The sequence below is a fragment of the Rhodophyticola sp. SM2404 genome (assembly GCF_053570515.1).
This window is the reverse complement of the sequence record NZ_JBSEDL010000001.1, coordinates 446,161-463,496: the sequence shown is the minus strand read 5'-3', so window position 1 is coordinate 463,496 and position 17,336 is coordinate 446,161. Positions and strand designations below refer to the sequence as shown.

Here is a 17,336-nt window from a genome sequence, read left to right as displayed (position 1 = left end):
CGCTAGAATGCACCGCAATGCGCTGATGTCCAGTTCGGACGGGCGAGGATCACTGCGGATCAGCATCCTCAGGGGCAAGGGTGGCAAGCTCGGGGGTCTCCACCACAGGCTCGGCACAGGCGGCGGCCAAACGGGTGCTCAGCGCGATCCCACCATTTGCAACCTCATCGATGCGCCAAGCAGGACCGCTTGAGAGCAGGGTGAAGGTGATCACCTCTTGCACCACCTCGCGCTGCAGGACCGACACGGCGATCTGGGCGGCCGAGCTTGTCTGGGCCAGCGTATCAACACGGTAGCTTGCGCGGCGATAGTCCTGCGTAGGCAGAAGCGGGTTGAAATCGAGCGAGGCCGCACTTTGCGTGATCGCGCATGTCTCGGCTGCCGCGATCTCTTGGGACAGGCTTGGCGTGAAGAAGGAGGCGCGCTGCGCAGGGTCGGCGAAGGCATCAATCTGGACGCTGCGCCCATCATAGATGCGGGCCATCAGGCCTTGCGGGCCGCTCAATGGGGCCGATGGTTCAGACGCTACACAAGCGCCAAGCGCCAGAACTGTCATCAGTAAAATCGCAGGTCTCATCATCACCATGCCCCAAATTCAATATGCGCTGGCTCCTACCCCATTCGACGCGTCGAGGGAAGAGGTTTGCCCATGGCGGGAAAAGGAAAGCCGCCCATAGGCAAGTATGGGCGGCTTTCGGATTGCTGTTTGGTCAGATCAGTCTTCGAGGCTCAGCGCCACAAAGCGGGGGTTGCCCGCGCGGCGGATCAGCAAAAGAATGCTCTTTTGTCCCGCCTCGCTTGCCTCCGAGATACGCTCCTCGAAGGAAGCGAGATCAACAACCGCTTGCTGCCCCACTTCGGTGATCACATCCCCTGCCTGCAGGCCTTTTGCAGCCGCATCGCTTTCGACGTCAACGGCCTCGATAACCAGCCCTTCAACCCCTTGCGCGCCCAATTGTTCGCGCAGCTCGTCGGTCAGGGGGGTGACGGTCATGCCCAGAACCTCGCCCGAGCTTGGCTCAACACTTGGCTCTTCACCGGGCATGGCCTGATCGGCTGTCTCGGCCGTTTCGCGGCGGCCCAAGGTCACCCGCAGGGTTTGTGTCTGGCCATCACGGAAGACAACCATGCGAACCGTCTCGCCCACGGGGGCTGCGGCCACCACACGGACAAGCTCACGCGTATCCTGAACATCACGACCATCGAAATTGAGGATCACATCCCCCACTTCAACGCCCGCATCGCGTGCAGGGCCTTCTGGCACATCTGTCACCATCGCGCCGCGCGCATCCTCAAGCGCGAGGCCTTCGGCGATATCTGCGGTGACATCCTGAATGCGCACACCCAGCCAACCACGACGGGTTTCGCCAAATTCATTGAGCTGCGAGACCACATCCTCAACCACGGCCGAGGACATCGCAAAGCCAATCCCGATCGAGCCGCCATTGGGGCTGAGGATCGCGGTATTCACGCCGATCACGTCCCCTTCAAGATTAAACAAAGGGCCACCCGAATTGCCGCGATTGATGGCGGCATCGGTCTGAATATAGTCATCATAAGTGCCAGACAGGGCGCGCTCACGGGCCGAGACGATCCCCACCGAGACCGAGAAGCCCTGACCAAGCGGGTTGCCCACGGCCATCACCCAATCGCCAACACGCATCGCATCGCTATCACCAAAAGCCACAAAGGGAAGCGCCGCGTCAGGCTCTACCTTCAACAGCGCGATATCGGTATTCGGGTCTGTCCCGACAATCGTTGCTTCCAATTCTTGGCCTGAGCGAAACTCGATGATGATCTCGTCCGCGCCTTCAATCACGTGGTTATTTGTGACGATGAACCCGTCCTCGGAAATCACGAAACCCGAGCCAAGCGCCTGACTGCGACGTGACTGGTTTTCACCCGGACCGTTGCGGTTCATGAAGTCATTGAAGAAATCTTCCAAAGGGGAGCCTTCGGGCACAACAGGCTGTGGCCCAGTGCGGCCCGCCACAATCGCCGATGTGGTGATATTGACCACCGAGTCGCCAACCTGATCGACCAGATCAGCAAAGCTGTTGGGGGGCGCGGATTGCGCGCGCGCAGGGTTGGCGCTCAGGATCGCTGCCAGCAACAGCATGGCCGACATCAAGATCAGCATAGCAAAACGATATGATGTCATGCGGTCTTGGGTTTGCGCCCGAGCGACGCTCTGGCTTTTGGATTGAACACGCTCTTGGCTATTCACGAACATTCCTCCTGTTCTGCCGTTAACAAGCGCAGGCAGGCCGCGCTTATTCGTTCCCAGTAATATTTGCCTTCGCATCCCATCAATCAAGCGCGTGAGATGAATTCTGCGTCACATGGACGTGATGGCGTCTGTACCTTGGCGCTGCCTCTTGGCCTCAGACAGGGCGCGGCTCACGGGACCCCTCCTCAAATCAGGCTCATCCCCAATGAGACAAGCACAGCCCCCAAGGCAACCGCCGCCAATCCAACCAGCCGCCGCGTCTCAAGCGGTATCTGCGCGATCAGCCGCAACATATCTTCGAAGCGTGAAGGGGCCAGTGCGAACACCAGCCCCTCAAACACAAGCACCATTCCGATGCCCAATATCAGCAGATCGAACATGCCCGACCCTTATTGTGCAGGGACCACTCCGCCAGATGCACCCAGATACTCGAAAAATTCGCTATCTGGGCTGATCACCATGGTCGAATCCGTTCCATCCAGCGCACGGCTATAGGCGGCCATGGAGCGATAGAATTCAAAGAATTCCTCGTCCTGTGTAAAGGCCTCGGCAAAGATACGGTTCCGCTGCGCATCCGCTTCACCGCGAATGATCTCGGCTTCACGATTGGCGTCCGAGACCAGCTCGACCACCGTACGATCAGCCTGCGCGCGCACACGCTGCGCGGCTTCCGCACCACGGGCCCGCTCATCGGTGGCTTCCCGCTGACGTTCGGCCTCCATACGTGCGAAAGTCGCTTCAAGGTTTTGCTGTGGCAATTCCGTCCGCTTCAAGCGCACATCAAGCACTTCCAGACCAAGACGTTCACCCAAGCTGCGGGCGCGCAATGTGATCTGCGCCATCAAGGCGGCCCGTTCATCAGAGAGGATGGTGTTCGATGTAACGCCATCCGCACCAAGCACGGCACGAATTTGCGGGTTCAAAATATCCTCAAGCTGGCCTTCGGCGGCGCGCATGCCACCTGCGCCAACCGCCTGACGGAACGCCACAACATCGGAAATCCGGTACCGCGCGAAAGCGTCAACAACCAAACGACGATCATCCGAAGGCGTGACCTCGATCGGGGTGGTGTCGAGCGACAGGATACGGTCATCATAAAAGACAACTTCCTGAATGAACGGCACTTTGAATGCCAAACCCGGCTCTTCAATCACTTGGCGAATTTGACCAAATTGAAGGACCAGCGCCTTCTGGCGTTCATCCACGATGAAGATCGAGCTGAGGACCAAAGCCACCGCAAGGAAGACGACAGGGATAAGATAGGTAATGCGTTTCATCAGTTATTCTCCCCAGTCGAGCCACGGCGCAAATCATTGAGCGGCAGATAGGGCACAACGCCATTGCCGCCGTTTTCGCCTTCGCCAAGGATAACGAGGTTAACGTCACCCAAGACCTGCTCCATTGTTTCGAGATAAAGACGACGACGGGTCACGTCGGGTGCGCCTTGATATTGTTCCAGAACAGCGAGGAAACGGCTGGCCTCACCTTCCGCCTCATTGACCACGCGGGCGCGGTAACCTTCGGCTTCTTCCAGAACCTGAGCCGCTTCACCACGTGCACCCGCAAGGGCTTGGTTGGCATAGGCATCGGCCTGACGCTCAAGACGGTCACGTTCCTGCTCGGCGGCCTGAACGTCGCGGAATGCGTCGATCACTTCGGCGGGCGGGTCAGCGCGGTCAAGGTTAAGACGCACCACATTCACACCAGCATCATAGCTATTCAGCGTGGTCTGGATCAGTTCACGAACATTTTCCGCAATCAATTCACGATCCCTGTTCAGGATCGGCGAAAGCTCGGATTGTGCGATAACTTCGCGCATCGCAGCTTCCGACACCGCGCGCACAGTCGCTTCGGGATCGCGCAGGTTGAACAGGAATTCGGCTGGATCATTGATGTTCCAGACAACCTGGAAATCGATATCGACGATGTTTTCATCGGTGGTCAGCATCAAACCTTCTGCATCACGGGCAATGCCCAATGCTTCGGTTCGCTGAGTTGTCACCTCGATCACTTCGGCAGTCACGAAAGGCCAAGGCGCGATATGGGGGCCATCACCTGTGGTGCGGGAATATTCGCCAAGGAACAGTTCGACACCCTGCTGCGAAGGCTGCACCGTGTAGAAGGAGGCGAAGAACCAAGCTGCCACAACACCCGCTGCACCCAGTGCAAACATGCCCTTGGTAGGCTTGAAGCCTTCACCATTGCCACCGCCGCCGCCATTGGGGCGATTGCCGCCACCACGACCGCCCATCAGGACGCGCAATTGTTCCTGACCTTTGCGCACGATCTCGTCGATCTCGGGCAACTGCTGGCCGCCATTATCCTCGGGCCTGCGCCCGCCACGATTGTCATTATCACCGCCGCGGTTTCCACCACCGGGGCCGCCGCCCCAAGGTCCGCCATTATTGCCAGCCATCCTGTGCCTTTTCCTCCGTTATAACCGCCCTGCGCTGTTGAGAGCGCCAGATACGCGATGCGCATCAAAGGCCTTGCTGGGTAACTGTGCGTTTTCAGCCATATTTCAAGCCGTACGCACAGGTTCTTTCATTGTCACAAGCTCTTCGGACATTGTCGGATGCACTGCAACCGTCCGATCGAAATCTTCTTTTGTCGCGCCCATCTTCACCGCGATGCCCGCAAGCTGGATCATTTCACCCGCCCCCGGCGCGACGATATGGCACCCCAAGACCTTACGCGTGGCCTGACTGACCACAAGCTTCATCAAAACCCGATCCGAGCGGCCCGCAAAGGCGCTTTGCATCGGTTTGAAGGAGGTGCAGTAAATCTCGACAGGTTCAATCTCGCGCGCGTCTTCCTCGGACAGGCCGACCGTGCCGAATTCAGGCTGGGTGAAGACCGCCGAAGGGATCAATGCGTGATCAACCTTGGTGGGGTTTCCTTTAAACACCGTCTCGACAAAGGCCATCCCCTCGCGGATCGCAACAGGCGTGAGGTTCACGCGGTTCGTCACATCGCCGATCGCATAGATCGACGGAACCGAGGTCTGGCTATAGTTATCAACCAGGATTTCACCGCGACGCCCGATCTCGACGCCAAGCTCTTCCAGCCCGAGGTCTCGGCTGTTCGGATCACGCCCAGTTGCAAACAGAACCGCATCATAAACGGCTTCTTGCCCATTGGAGGATTTAACCCAAACAGGGCCTTTGGTCTTGGCGCTATCACCTTGTGATACATCACTTTGTGTCATCGGGGCACCCATGCCCGCGCTGTCAATCGTGACATCCGAGGCAGGCATCATATCGATGATATTGGTGCCCAGATGCAGATTGATACCCTTCTCGCACATCATATCCGAGATCAGCCCGCGCGCTTCTTCATCAAAGCCGCGCAGAATTTGCGCCCCACGGTAGAATTGCGTGACCGCTACGCCCAATCCGTTCAACACGCCTGCAAATTCACACGCGATATAGCCGCCGCCCACGATCAGGATGGATTTTGGCAACTCAGGCATTTGGAACAGGTCATCCGAGACCATGCCGAGATGGGCATTCTTCATATCGGGGCGCACGGGATGGCCGCCTGTGGCGATCAGGATATGCTTGGCTGTCTTTTCCTCACCCGAGGATAACAGCACGGTATGTGCGTCTTTCAACTTTGCGCGCGCGTCAAAAATCTCGACCTTGGAGCCATCCAGCAGCTTGCGATAGACACCTTCGAGGCGGTCTAACTCGGCATTCAATTTGCTGCTGAAACCTGTCCATTCAAAAGCACCTGCCTCGACATCCCAGCCATAGGAACGGGCATCTTCGAACATGTCGCGATAGCCGCTGGCAAACACCATGATCTTTTTGGGCACGCAGCCACGGATAACGCAGGTGCCGCCCATGCGGCTTTCTTCGGCCAGCGCTACCTTCGCGCCTTCGGCCGCCGCCACCCGAGCCGCACGCACGCCGCCAGAGCCGCCGCCGATTACAAAGAGATCATAGTCAAAATCACTCAACGTTCTTCCCCCTCGTGTCGCAGCGCAACCTCTGGCCTTGTTTAGCTTTCGTTATCCGCGAACAGATTATCCGTCTCGATTATATCGATGCGCTCATGCTCGACCGTGCCACTATTGATATCGCGCACTTCCACTGTGCCATCCGCATTGCCGATCACAACGATGTCGCAGATATCAAGGAAGAGGCCATTTTCAACCACACCAGGGATCTGGTTCAGCACAAGGCTGGTCTGCTGTAGCTTGGGAATGCGCTTGAGATGCAGATCGATGATCAGGTTGCCCTCATCCGTGCGGAACGGGTCATCCCCGTTCAAACGCAAAGAGGTCGTGCGCCCCAAGACATCAAGATTGGTCAGCATTTCCTCGATCAATGCTTTTGTGGTTTGCCAGCCAAACGGAATAACCTCGACAGGCAAGGGAAAGGCCCCAAGCGTGGCGACCTGTTTGCTGGCATCCGTGATCACGACCATCTGGTCTGATGCGGTTGCCACGATCTTTTCCTGCAACAGCGCGCCGCCCCCGCCTTTGATCAGGTTCAGGTCGGCATCGAATTCATCCGCGCCATCAATCGTGAGGTCGAGCCATTTTACCTCATCAAGGGTTTTGACCGGAATGCCCACTTCGCGCGCAAGCTCGGCCGTGCGTGTCGAGGTTGCGACACCTGTGATCCGCATCCCCTCATCGCGCACCATTTCGCCAAGACAGCGCACCATCCATGCCGCCGTAGAGCCTGTTCCAAGCCCCACACGCATCCCGTCTTCAACGAGTTCCACAGCCCGCTTTGCGGCCACGAATTTCGCTTTGTCTATCGGGTTAAGCTCCGCTGACATCATGCGCGCTCCATCTTTCCAGTATTGTTCCCCCGCAAACCTTTACAGAAGCGCGCGGCCCGTTGCGAGAGGGAATCCCACCTCATTGAAGCGCTTGCAGCACCAATGGCAAAACCTCGCGTGGCAAAATCACCAAAAGTCCCGCATCATCGCTTTCCAAAACCATTTTGGAAGATGTGGTCTCGTTCGAGGTGCCAATACGCGTCCAAGGGGACATCTGCAGGTTCTCGACAGGCCAGCGTAACCCCGTGGCTTGAACAGAGACTTGCGCCATTGGAAACAGGGAGACACGGGTCGCAAGCGGCAGGGATAATTCAATGCGGCCATTCAGATGGAAGGCCAGATCATCCTCGCCCAGAATAATGCACGGCATGGCAGGGCGGGTGATCAGCGTGTGATAGGCCGCCAATTCATGGTCGATCCGACGCCCCGTAAACCCGACCGCCAAAACACCTTTGGCATCTATATTGCGCAGGGCTTTGTCAAAATCGGTGCTGTCTTGCTCCTCTATCGGGTGTAACACATCCGCGCCAAGGCTCTCACGCGCCTGAGATGAAAGCGAATCCATATCCCCGATCACCGCAACAGGGCTATGGCCAAGCGCCAAGGCCTGATCCGCACCGCCATCGGCAGCCACCAAGACAGGCGCAAAGCCCAAAGCCTGCTCAAGCGTGGCGGGATTAACGGCCCCGCCACCTAAAAGTGTTACAAAAGTGGCCGATTGGATAATCACAGGTGTTTGAGGCACATTCTCGCCATGTTTCAGGGGAAAGATCATTGAATGGTCTTAATACTGTCCCGTTTTATTGGAATCATTTGGATATACCACAGCCAAGTGGAACAATTTCGGTCAATCGCCGAACGAGCAGAATTTGAGTGAGCTGATGAGTGACGCACATAAAATTTTAACGGTATCCTACGGAACCTTCTCCTGCACATTGGAAGGCTTCGATGATCCGTTCTCCGCCATGAAGGGCATTGCGGAGTATTTTCGCGATCTCGCGGCTGATGATCGCTATTTCGGCGCTGAGCCTCCGACCCCTGACGCAAAGATGCTGCAGCAGATCACCGAGCAGGCCAGCCAGCGCCGCGTAAATGCTCAGATATCGGATCAAGGCATGGTTATGCGCCCTGACGTTGAGGATGCGCAGGAAGCCAAGCCCGCTGCGGCTCCTGCTGCGCCAGCGGTCGCTGAACCTACCCCCCAGGCTAAAGATCAGCCCGTCGATCAGGCGGACACCAATATTGCAAATGCTCTGAGTGCCGCGGCCCCTATTGCCGAGCAAGCGGCCCCTGAGCAGCCCGAGGCCCCGACAGCCCCTCTCGCTCAAGCCGCTCAGTCCGAGCAGGCCGAGGCATCAGAGCCCAGCATTGAAGACAGCATTTCACAGCTGACTGAACAGACCGCCAATGAAGCGCCCGTTGCCGAGGCCGAAGTCGCAGAGCCTGTAGCTGAGCCTGTTCTGGCCGAAGCCGCCACACAGACCGAAGAAATTGCCACCACCGAGCCTGAAGCAGCGGAGCCAGATGTCGTCGCTGAACCCGTCGAATCTGTCGCGGCACGCCTTGCACGCCTTCGCGGCGACACGGCTCAAGCAGCTGCCCCGCAGGCGACCGATGCCGATAGCGTTGCTGCCAAGCTTGCGCTCATGCGCCAAATCTCCAACGATGACGCGCCCGCCGACGACGAACCCGCATTCAGCGAAGACCAGCATGCGGAAGCAGGCGAGACAGACCAAGACTTGAGCGAAGTCATCTCGCGGATTGAAACGGGTACAACGCCTGATCTTCCCGCAGAGGCCGAGGAAGAGGCCGCAGAAGGGATTGAAGAAGTTCTCGACCCCAATGAAGAAGCAGAGCTTATGGCTGAATTGGCAGCCATTGAGGCCGAAACCAAGTCACAAGACTTGGCTCAGGATGCCGCCGATGCCAGTGAAACTCCCGAGATCGACCTTTCCGCAATCGCGGATCAGGTAGAAACAGCAGCACCCGCTGTGGTTGCAACTGCTGGTGTTGTACAGGCCGCGCCCGAAGCCGAGGACACTTTGCTTGGCGAAGACACGCTTTCCGCCATCGCGGGTGTCATGGACAGCACGCAAGAAAACATTTTCAACGCGGACCAAACCGAGGAGGTACCTTCCGAAGAGGTCGCCATTGCGGCTGACGAAGATGAAGCGCCTGCCCCCCGCTCGGAGCCGTTCAACAACGCCGCCGACGAAGAGGTATCGCGCCTTCTGGATGCAACCGATGATCGTTTGGCCAGCTCTGAGACCTCGCGTCGCCGCGCCAATATCGAGCATCTGAAAGCGGCGGTTGCCGCGCGTCATGCCGATGAGGAACTGGCAGATGGCGACCAGCCCGCGACAGATGAAAAAGCCGAGTATCGCGAAGATCTGGCGCAAGTGATGCGCCCGCGCCGTGTTCAGGTCGCAGTTGAGCGTCGCGCCAAACGCCCCGAGCAACGTCCAAGCCCGCTGCTTCTGGTTTCGGAACAGCGCGTTGATGAAGAGCCATCCACCCAACCCGCAACACCCGTTCGCCCGCGTCGGGTTAGTGCAGGCGGTCTGGCCCTTGCCGATCAAGACGATGCACAAAGCCCGAACCCGATGCGCCTGACAGCAAGTCAGCTTGATCAGGCCACCGCAAATGCGCAGGCCCAATTGGCGCAGCCCCCTCGCAAGGTCGCACGCGGTCTGGCCGCCTTGGCCGCACGCGCCAGTCGCGTTCTGGAAGGCAACCCTGAGGTGCAGGAGACACCAACGCAGGTCACAGAAGCCACCCCAGCGCCTGAAGCGGCGCCTGTTGCAGCGCCTACACCTGCCCCGGCCCCTGAGGTAGCACGCTCCAACACGGCTGCACCCGCAGCCGCAAGTGATGGAAGTTTTGGCGAATACACCGCAGCCTTTGCTGGTGCCGCGCCTGAAACCATCCTTGAATTGTCGGCCGCCTATCTGACCAAGGTTCAAAGCCAACCCGTCTTCACCCGCAACGAGATCATCGAGCTGGCTGAAACAGCCGATGCATCGCAGATTGCACGCGAAGACAGCTTGCGCGCTTTTGGTATCCTGCTTCGTGAAGGTGTCCTGATCAAAGAAGCGCGGGGACAATATTCACTGTCGCGCAAATCGCAGCATTACCGCTAAGCGATCCGACAAAATGAAAAAACGGCCGCAGCTTTCCCAGCTGCGGCCGTTTTTCATTCAAATCAGGTGATCAATCGGCTGGGTCTTCTGCGTCAGGATCAGCTTTGCCAACCCCTTTGAACACAGCCTTGAGCGGTAGGGCCCAAAGAACGCCCAAGAAAATATACACCAGCAATTCTACCAAGACGGACGGCCGATCGAACAGGCTGACAACAAACCATGCCGCCGCGATATAGGCAGGCAGCCCAAAGAGCAGAACAAAGATCGACAGTCTTTTGCGTGTTTTATAGCTCAGAGCCATGCTGTGTCCTCAATCGGTGAACGGGTCCGTCACAAGGATTGTGTCGTCGCGTTCAGGCGAGGTTGAAAGTAGGGCGACAGGGCATTGGATCAACTCTTCGATATGGCGCACATATTTCACCGCATTGGCGGGAAGGTCATTCCATGACCGCGCACCTTCGGTCGACTCGCTCCAGCCATCAACCTCTTCATAGATGGGTTTACAGCGCGTCTGCTCTTCGGCAGCCGTCGGCAGGTAATCAAGGCGCTCTCCATCAAGCTCATAGCCAACACAGATTTTGAGCTTCTCGAACCCGTCCAGCACATCCAGCTTGGTCAGAGCGATGCCTGTGATCCCCGAAATGGCGCATGTCTGGCGCACAAGGGCGGCATCGAACCATCCGCAACGGCGCTTGCGCCCTGTCGTGGTGCCGAATTCATGGCCGCGCGTTCCAAGACGCTGGCCATCTTCATCATCAAGTTCGGTCGGAAACGGACCTTCGCCAACGCGAGTGGTATAGGCTTTCACAATCCCCAGCACATAGCCAATGGCATTGGGCCCAAGCCCAGTACCAGCCGAGGCCTGCCCCGCAACCACATTGGACGAGGTCACAAAAGGATAGGTGCCAAAATCAATATCCAGCAGCGAACCTTGCGCGCCTTCAAACAAGATACGTTTGCCAGCTTTGCGCTTTTCGTTCAGCTCGTGCCAGACAGGTGCGGCATAGGGCAGAATCTGGGGGGCAATCTCGCGCAAAGCCGTCAGCAGGGCTTCCCGGTCAACGGGATCAATACCAAGGCCCTTGCGCAGCGGATCATGGTGCTGCAAAGCACGGTCCACACGCGCCACAAGCGTCGCGTCATCGGCCAGATCGGCCACGCGGATCGCGCGGCGACCAACCTTGTCTTCATAGCAGGGCCCGATACCGCGGCCGGTTGTTCCGATCTTGGTGCCTTTGCTGGCCGCTTCTTCGCGGGCGCGGTCCAATTCACCGTGGATCGGCAGGATCAGCGGTGTGTTCTCGGCGATCATCAAGGTCTCAGGGCTGATATCTACGCCTTGCGCGCGGACGGTCTCAATCTCTTTGATCAAGTGCCATGGGTCAAGAACAACGCCATTGCCGATCACCGAGAGCTTACCACCCCGCACAACGCCAGATGGCAGGGCGTGCAGCTTATACACATTCCCGTCGATCACCAAAGTATGGCCCGCGTTATGACCGCCCTGAAAGCGGCAGATCACATCCGCACGCTCGCTCAGCCAATCAACGATTTTGCCTTTGCCCTCATCGCCCCACTGAGCGCCAACGACCACAACATTTGCCATATCCAAGGCTCCTTTTCGGAGATCATGTAGTGAAAACCCTCGCCGCTATACCTATCCAAAGCCTGAGGTGAAACCGAATTCTTGCTGCGGCGGCACAAGCCAGCACATAAAGCTGCGCGCCCGCCTGCCCTGAAATCCAAGGAAGACAGCCGTTTGCGGCCAGATCACCACCCAAATCCGTCGCTAAATTCGTGTCTTAATGGGGCGTTTACATCTATATGTGTTGTTGAGTTGGGCTTGCGGCGGCAGGTCGCATCCCCTAAGTAGACGCAAATTCGAAGCAAGTGACTTTAAGGTCGTACGGAACCCACCCATGGAAAATATCATCCTCGTTGTACATCTGATCCTCGCCATCTGTTTGATTGGCGCAGTCCTTCTACAACGCTCTGAGGGTGGTGGGCTTGGCCTTGGTGGCGGCGGTGGCGGCGGCGTGATGAGCGGCCGTCAGGCAGCGACAGCCGTTGGCAAGCTGACTTGGGGTTTCGCGATCGCCTTTCTGGCCACATCGATCACGCTAACAATTCTTGCGGCGCAGAATTCCTCCACCGACTCGGTTCTGGACCGTATCGGCGCAGGCGAGCCTGCCGCTGTTGAGGGCGAAGCGCCTGCCGATGGCACGGCCCTGCCGCCTGTTGGTGATCTTCTGCCACCCACCTCTGGTGATGCGCCCGCCCTTCCGCCCCGCGCGGATTAAGGCAGTTTTCAATAAATATTGGGGCAATGCCCCACCCGCTAACATCATCTAGCGTGTAGGGTTGCCCTACCCGCCCGAATCCTGTTATTCTCAAATCCCGTGATACAGGGATTGGAGCTTGATGCTGGAACGCGCCTTCCAGCCAGCCCACACGGGAGTTTACGACTTTATGGCACGTTATATTTTTATCACCGGTGGTGTGGTTTCTTCTCTTGGAAAAGGCCTCGCCTCGGCGGCTCTGGGTGCGCTTTTGCAAGCCCGTGGCTACACCGTTCGCCTGCGTAAACTCGACCCTTATCTCAATGTTGACCCCGGAACGATGTCGCCCTTTGAGCATGGCGAGGTTTTCGTCACCGATGATGGCGCGGAAACCGACCTCGACCTCGGGCATTATGAGCGCTTCACAGGCGTGGCCGCGCGCAAAACCGATTCCGTTTCTTCAGGCCGCATCTATTCCACCGTTTTGGAAAAAGAACGCCGTGGCGATTACCTCGGCAAAACCATTCAGGTGATTCCCCATGTCACCAATGAGATCAAGGAGTTCATCGCCATTGGCGATGACGAGGTTGATTTCATGCTCTGCGAAATCGGCGGCACCGTGGGCGATATCGAAGGTCTACCCTTCTTCGAGGCGATCCGCCAATTCGGCCAAGACAGACCGCGCGGCGAATGTATCTTCATGCATCTCACCCTGCTGCCCTTTATCAAAGCCTCGGGCGAGTTGAAAACAAAGCCGACCCAGCACAGCGTCAAGGAACTCCGCTCGATCGGTCTAGCCCCTGATATTTTGGTGTGCCGTTCCGAGGGGCCGATCCCCGAGAAAGAGCGCGAGAAGCTGGCCCTGTTCTGCAATGTCCGCCCTGATGCCGTGATTGCTGCACAGGACCTTTCCACCATCTATGACGCCCCCCTCGCCTATCACCGCGAAGGCATGGATCAGGCGGTTCTTGACGCCTTCCAGATCAGCCCCGCGCCCAAGCCCGATCTGTCGCGTTGGGAAGATGTCTCGGACCGCATCCATAACCCTGAAGGCGAAGTGCGCGTGGCCATTGTGGGCAAATACACGCAGCTTGAAGACGCCTATAAATCGATCGCCGAGGCGCTGACCCATGGCGGCATGGCCAACCGCGTGAAGGTGCGCGCCGAATGGATCGACGCAGAAACCTTCGACCGCGAAGATCCTGCCCCCTGTCTCGAAGGCTTCCATGCGATCCTTGTGCCGGGTGGTTTTGGTGAACGGGGAACCGAGGGTAAGATCAAAGCCGCAGAATTCGCGCGCACCCGCAAAATCCCCTATCTGGGTATCTGCCTTGGCATGCAAATGGCCGTGGTCGAGGCCGCGCGCAATCTGGCGGATATGCCCACTGCAGGCTCTGAAGAGTTTGACCATGAAGCGGGCAAGAAGCGGTTTGAGCCTGTTGTCTATCACCTCAAGGAATGGGTGCAGGGCAATTACAAGGTGACCCGCAATTCCGACGATGACAAAGGCGGCACCATGCGCCTTGGTGCCTATAATGCGGTTTTGAGCGAAGGCTCCCGCGTGGCGCAAGCCTATGGCACCTGCAATATCGAGGAACGTCACCGCCACCGCTATGAGGTGGATATCAAATACCGCGAACAGCTCGAGGCCAAAGGCCTGATCTTCTCGGGCATGTCACCTGATGGCAAACTGCCCGAGATTGTCGAGGTAAAGGACCATCCATGGTATATTGGCGTGCAATTCCACCCCGAACTCAAATCAAAACCCTTTGCTCCGCATCCCCTGTTCCGCGATTTCGTGCGCGCTGCGAAAGATGTGAGCCGTCTGGTCTGATCCGAATTCAGCATAAGCGCCAATTGCACCCCGAGGCTCGGCGCCTCTCGCTGAGTAAATGCCTGTAAACGCTTCTGAGAGGCCACAACATGCTCTCCTACCAGCACATCTACCATGCCGGAAATCTGGCCGATGTGCATAAGCACGCGCTTTTGGCTTGGATGCTGTCCTACCTCACCCAAAAGGACAAACCGCTCTCTTATCTCGAAACCCATGCAGGGCGCGGCCTCTACCAGCTTGATGCCGAGCAAGCCCTGAAAACGGGTGAAGCCGCCGCAGGCATCGGCAAACTGGCCGAAGCTTTCGCCAAAACCCACCCCTATCGCCGCTGCCTTGATGAGGTGCGCACCCGCTACGGCGCCCATGCCTATCCCGGATCACCGCTGATCGCGGCGCTGTCCTTGCGGGCCCAAGACAGCCTGCATCTGGCCGAGTTGCACCCGCAGGAACATGAAGCCCTGCTTGAGGCGATGTATGAATTCCCAGCCTACCCCCATAAGCAGGACGGGTATGAAATGGCCCAATCGCTTTGCCCGCCCATGCCGCGGCGCGGGCTTTTGCTGATTGATCCACCCTATGAGCTCAAAGATGACTACACCCGCTTGCCGCGCATCATCGAGACACTGCACCGCAAGTGGAATGTGGGCATCATAGCGCTTTGGTATCCGATCCTTGGATCGGGGCTGCATAGCCAGATGCTCGCTGAACTGACCGCCGCCCATCCCGATGCCCTGCGCCATGAGGTCAAGTTCGGCCCCGCCCGCGAAGGTCACCGCATGATCGGCTCGGGCATGTTCATCGTGAACCCGCCCTATGGTCTGCAGGACGAGGTCAAGCGGCTGGCCCATATCTTTCGAGCCCATATTTGACCAAGCCAAAGCAGAATGCCCCTTCACCCCGCAAGGCGCGCGCCCTATATCAAACCCATGTTTGGTGAATTGCTCCGCCGTTTGACGGCACAAGAACCCGCCCCCCTTGATCACGGGGATGCCCGCCTAGCTCTGGCTGCACTGCTTGTGCGCATTGCCAGAAGCGATGGCGATTATGCTCAATCCGAGATCGAGAGGATCAGCCACGTGCTGGCCACGCGCTACAGCCTGTCCGAGGCGGATACGGCCGATCTGCGCCGCAATGCCGAAGCGCTTGAGGCCGAAGCCCCCGATACCGTGCGCTTCACCCGCGCGATCAAAGAGGCGGTGCCTTTTGACGACCGTATCGAGGTGGTCGAAGCCCTTTGGGAAATCGTGCTGGCCGATGGCGAACGCGATAGCGAGGAAAATTCCCTACTGCGCATGATCGCACCGATGCTGGGTGTAAATGACCGCGACTCGAACCTTGCGCGGCTTAGGGTCGATCAACGGGGCTGAGGCACCGCCAGAAATCCAGCCGCGCCTGATATTTGATCACCCGCCCTAAAAACTGGCAAATTTCGTCAATTCCCCAGCGTCATCTGGCGATCAGACGTTGCATATGCACGCATATTCAGCACAAATCGTCCAAACAATCGGGAAACGCTCAGTGACCTCTGCACAACCGCCGGTCATTCAAATCACCGGCCTGCATAAAAGCTATGGACATCTCGAGGTGCTGAAAGGCGTCGATATGACCGCGCGTGCGGGCGATGTCGTGTCTTTGATTGGCTCCTCAGGATCGGGGAAATCCACGCTATTGCGCTGTGCCAATTTGCTCGAAGACAGCCAGCGCGGCGATATCCTGTTTGAAGGCGAAGCAGTGACATGGCGCGGCACAGGGCTCAACCGCACCCCTGCCGATCCTGCCCAAATCCGCCGCATCCGCACGAACCTGTCGATGGTGTTCCAGCAGTTCAACCTCTGGTCCCATATGAGTATCCTGCAAAATGTGATGGAGGCCCCCGTGACGGTCTTGGGTCAGGATAAAGCGCAGGTCGAGGCCCGTGCACGCCTGCTTCTCGACAAAGTCGGGATCGGCGACAAAGCCGATGCATGGCCCGCGCAATTGTCAGGTGGCCAACAGCAACGCGCCGCGATTGCGCGCGCCCTTTGCATGGAACCCCGCGCTCTGTTGTTTGATGAACCCACCTCCGCGCTTGATCCTGAACTGGAGCAAGAGGTGGTCAAGGTTATCCGCGACCTCGCCACCGAGGGGCGCACCATGATCCTCGTGACCCATGACATGCGGCTGGCCCGTGATGTCTCGGATCACGTTGTCTTTCTTCACCAAGGCCTCATCGAAGAAGAAGGCCCGCCTGAAGACCTCTTTGGCGCACCGAAATCAGCGCGCCTTCAACAATTCCTCAGTCACACGCATGCGGCCTGAGGCGATCTCAACCAAAACTGGGAGCTATTTCATGAAAAACCTGATCCTTTCCGCTGGCATCATTGCCTTGACCGCAACTGCGGCCTTTGCCCAAGACGTTGTCCGCATGGGCACCGAGGGCGCCTACCCTCCCTATAACTTCATCAATGATGATGGCGAAGTCGACGGCTTCGAGCGCGAGCTTGGCGATATGCTGTGCGAAATGGCCGGCCTGAGCTGCGAATGGGTCACCAACGAATGGGACTCGATCATCCCCAACCTGACCTCGGGCAATTACGACACCATCATCGCAGGCATGTCGATCACCCCCGAGCGCGAGGAAATCGTTGATTTCACGCAAAACTATATCCCACCTGCAAGCTCGCTTTTCATCGCGCTTTCTGATGATGCCGATCTCGAGGGCGGCGTAATCGCGGCGCAAACCAACACCATTCAGGCAGGCTATATCGCTGAAACTGGTGCCACCTTGCTGGAATTTGCCACCCCTGACGAAACCGTCGCAGCCGTACGCAATGGCGAGGCCGATGCCGTTTTCGCCGATGGCGACTACCTGCTGCCCATCGCCAATGAAGATGCCGATCTGATGGTTGTCGGTGATCCCGTCCAATTGGGTGGTGGCGTTGGCATGGCCATGCGTGAAGGCGATGAGCGCCTCGACGCGTTCAATGCAGCAATCCAATCCATGAAAGATGACGGCTCGCTCAACGAAATGATCACCCGTTGGTTCGGCGAAGAAGCCGCAACCTTCTGAGTGTCACAGA

Annotated in this window: 17 protein-coding genes; 7 read left to right on the top strand and 10 right to left on the bottom strand. The window is 57.9% G+C overall.

Features of this window, described 5'->3' with window-relative positions; all coding sequences use genetic code 11:
- Positions 1–49: 49 nt before the first annotated feature.
- The 8 genes from ACTYEO_RS02330 to ACTYEO_RS02295 form a co-directional block, all read right to left on the bottom strand.
- Positions 50–586 (bottom strand): hypothetical protein, encoded by a 537-nt coding sequence (locus ACTYEO_RS02330; RefSeq protein WP_449322092.1) that lies wholly within the window; start codon positions 584–586, stop codon positions 50–52.
- 129 nt (positions 587–715) lie between these two features.
- Positions 716–2,161, bottom strand: a complete 1,446-nt coding sequence (locus tag ACTYEO_RS02325; protein WP_449322091.1) for a Do family serine endopeptidase — start codon at positions 2,159–2,161, stop codon at positions 716–718.
- A 254-nt stretch (positions 2,162–2,415) separates the two neighbouring features.
- Complete coding sequence (locus ACTYEO_RS02320; RefSeq protein ID WP_449322090.1) at positions 2,416–2,610, bottom strand: DUF2065 domain-containing protein; 195 nt, start codon at positions 2,608–2,610, stop codon at positions 2,416–2,418.
- A 9-nt stretch (positions 2,611–2,619) separates the two neighbouring features.
- On the bottom strand, positions 2,620–3,507 hold the full coding sequence (hflC, locus tag ACTYEO_RS02315) for a protease modulator HflC (protein WP_449322089.1): 888 nt from the start codon (positions 3,505–3,507) through the stop codon (positions 2,620–2,622).
- Entirely contained in the window at positions 3,507–4,646 is a 1,140-nt protein-coding gene (gene hflK, locus ACTYEO_RS02310; RefSeq protein ID WP_449322088.1) for an FtsH protease activity modulator HflK, read from the bottom strand. The genes hflC and hflK overlap by 1 nt, the downstream gene beginning before the upstream one ends.
- Before the next feature lie 105 nt (positions 4,647–4,751).
- Positions 4,752–6,191, bottom strand: coding sequence for a glutathione-disulfide reductase (gorA, locus tag ACTYEO_RS02305; RefSeq protein ID WP_449322087.1), 1,440 nt, complete (start codon positions 6,189–6,191; stop codon positions 4,752–4,754).
- Between the two features lie 41 nt (positions 6,192–6,232).
- Positions 6,233–7,021, bottom strand: a complete 789-nt coding sequence (gene rpiA / locus ACTYEO_RS02300) for a ribose-5-phosphate isomerase RpiA (protein ID WP_449322224.1) — start codon at positions 7,019–7,021, stop codon at positions 6,233–6,235.
- A gap of 82 nt (positions 7,022–7,103) precedes the next feature.
- Complete coding sequence (locus tag ACTYEO_RS02295; protein WP_449322086.1) at positions 7,104–7,799, bottom strand: thiamine diphosphokinase; 696 nt, start codon at positions 7,797–7,799, stop codon at positions 7,104–7,106.
- A 106-nt stretch (positions 7,800–7,905) separates the two neighbouring features.
- Between ACTYEO_RS02295 and ACTYEO_RS02290 the strand changes: the two genes are divergently transcribed.
- A complete protein-coding gene (locus ACTYEO_RS02290) occupies positions 7,906–10,164 on the top strand; it encodes a hypothetical protein (RefSeq protein ID WP_449322085.1) in 2,259 nt (752 codons plus the stop codon).
- Between the two features lie 70 nt (positions 10,165–10,234).
- On the opposite strand, the gene ACTYEO_RS02285 is transcribed toward ACTYEO_RS02290, so the two are convergent.
- Together ACTYEO_RS02285 and ACTYEO_RS02280 are read right to left on the bottom strand one after the other, a co-directional pair.
- The gene (locus ACTYEO_RS02285) at positions 10,235–10,465 is read right to left on the bottom strand and encodes a DUF2842 domain-containing protein (protein WP_449322084.1); all 231 of its coding nucleotides are present in this window, start codon (positions 10,463–10,465) and stop codon (positions 10,235–10,237) included.
- 9 nt (positions 10,466–10,474) lie between these two features.
- Positions 10,475–11,770 (bottom strand): adenylosuccinate synthase, encoded by a 1,296-nt coding sequence (locus ACTYEO_RS02280; RefSeq protein ID WP_449322083.1) that lies wholly within the window; start codon positions 11,768–11,770, stop codon positions 10,475–10,477.
- 313 nt (positions 11,771–12,083) lie between these two features.
- Here ACTYEO_RS02280 and secG point away from each other — a divergent pair, with 313 nt between their 5' ends.
- The 6 genes from secG (at position 12,084) to ACTYEO_RS02250 (ending at position 17,326) form a co-directional block, all read left to right on the top strand.
- The gene (secG, locus tag ACTYEO_RS02275) at positions 12,084–12,464 is read left to right on the top strand and encodes a preprotein translocase subunit SecG (RefSeq protein WP_449322082.1); all 381 of its coding nucleotides are present in this window, start codon (positions 12,084–12,086) and stop codon (positions 12,462–12,464) included.
- Between the two features lie 169 nt (positions 12,465–12,633).
- Entirely contained in the window at positions 12,634–14,277 is a 1,644-nt protein-coding gene (locus tag ACTYEO_RS02270) for a CTP synthase (protein WP_449322081.1), read from the top strand.
- Positions 14,278–14,366: 89 nt separating this feature from the next.
- A complete protein-coding gene (locus ACTYEO_RS02265; protein WP_449322080.1) occupies positions 14,367–15,146 on the top strand; it encodes a 23S rRNA (adenine(2030)-N(6))-methyltransferase RlmJ in 780 nt (259 codons plus the stop codon).
- A 57-nt stretch (positions 15,147–15,203) separates the two neighbouring features.
- Positions 15,204–15,644, top strand: a complete 441-nt coding sequence (locus ACTYEO_RS02260) for a tellurite resistance TerB family protein (protein WP_449322223.1) — start codon at positions 15,204–15,206, stop codon at positions 15,642–15,644.
- 103 nt (positions 15,645–15,747) lie between these two features.
- Positions 15,748–16,575: an ABC transporter ATP-binding protein gene (locus ACTYEO_RS02255; RefSeq protein WP_449322079.1), complete on the top strand. Its 828-nt coding sequence runs from the start codon at positions 15,748–15,750 to the stop codon at positions 16,573–16,575.
- A 31-nt stretch (positions 16,576–16,606) separates the two neighbouring features.
- Positions 16,607–17,326 carry a transporter substrate-binding domain-containing protein gene (locus ACTYEO_RS02250; protein ID WP_449322078.1) on the top strand — a complete coding sequence of 240 codons (720 nt, stop codon included), beginning with the start codon at positions 16,607–16,609 and terminating at the stop codon, positions 17,324–17,326.
- Positions 17,327–17,336: the final 10 nt, after the last annotated feature.

Bases quoted from the DNA above. Each gene is read 5' to 3' on its own strand.
- ACTYEO_RS02320 (WP_449322090.1), bottom strand. From the start codon at position 2,610: ATGTTCGATCTGCTGATATTGGGCATCGGAATGGTGCTTGTGTTTGAG.
- ACTYEO_RS02295 (WP_449322086.1), bottom strand. From the start codon at position 7,799: ATGATCTTTCCCCTGAAACATGGCGAGAATGTGCCTCAAACACCTGTG.
- ACTYEO_RS02250 (WP_449322078.1), top strand. From the start codon at position 16,607: ATGAAAAACCTGATCCTTTCCGCTGGCATCATTGCCTTGACCGCAACT.
- secG (WP_449322082.1), top strand. From the start codon at position 12,084: ATGGAAAATATCATCCTCGTTGTACATCTGATCCTCGCCATCTGTTTG.
- ACTYEO_RS02285 (WP_449322084.1), bottom strand. From the start codon at position 10,465: ATGGCTCTGAGCTATAAAACACGCAAAAGACTGTCGATCTTTGTTCTG.
- ACTYEO_RS02270 (WP_449322081.1), top strand. From the start codon at position 12,634: ATGGCACGTTATATTTTTATCACCGGTGGTGTGGTTTCTTCTCTTGGA.
- ACTYEO_RS02280 (WP_449322083.1), bottom strand. From the start codon at position 11,770: ATGGCAAATGTTGTGGTCGTTGGCGCTCAGTGGGGCGATGAGGGCAAA.
- ACTYEO_RS02330 (WP_449322092.1), bottom strand. From the start codon at position 586: ATGGTGATGATGAGACCTGCGATTTTACTGATGACAGTTCTGGCGCTT.
- ACTYEO_RS02260 (WP_449322223.1), top strand. From the start codon at position 15,204: ATGTTTGGTGAATTGCTCCGCCGTTTGACGGCACAAGAACCCGCCCCC.
- hflC (WP_449322089.1), bottom strand. From the start codon at position 3,507: ATGAAACGCATTACCTATCTTATCCCTGTCGTCTTCCTTGCGGTGGCT.
- ACTYEO_RS02325 (WP_449322091.1), bottom strand. From the start codon at position 2,161: ATGACATCATATCGTTTTGCTATGCTGATCTTGATGTCGGCCATGCTG.
- ACTYEO_RS02255 (WP_449322079.1), top strand. From the start codon at position 15,748: ATGCACGCATATTCAGCACAAATCGTCCAAACAATCGGGAAACGCTCA.
- rpiA (WP_449322224.1), bottom strand. From the start codon at position 7,021: ATGTCAGCGGAGCTTAACCCGATAGACAAAGCGAAATTCGTGGCCGCA.
- ACTYEO_RS02290 (WP_449322085.1), top strand. From the start codon at position 7,906: ATGAGTGACGCACATAAAATTTTAACGGTATCCTACGGAACCTTCTCC.
- hflK (WP_449322088.1), bottom strand. From the start codon at position 4,646: ATGGCTGGCAATAATGGCGGACCTTGGGGCGGCGGCCCCGGTGGTGGA.
- ACTYEO_RS02265 (WP_449322080.1), top strand. From the start codon at position 14,367: ATGCTCTCCTACCAGCACATCTACCATGCCGGAAATCTGGCCGATGTG.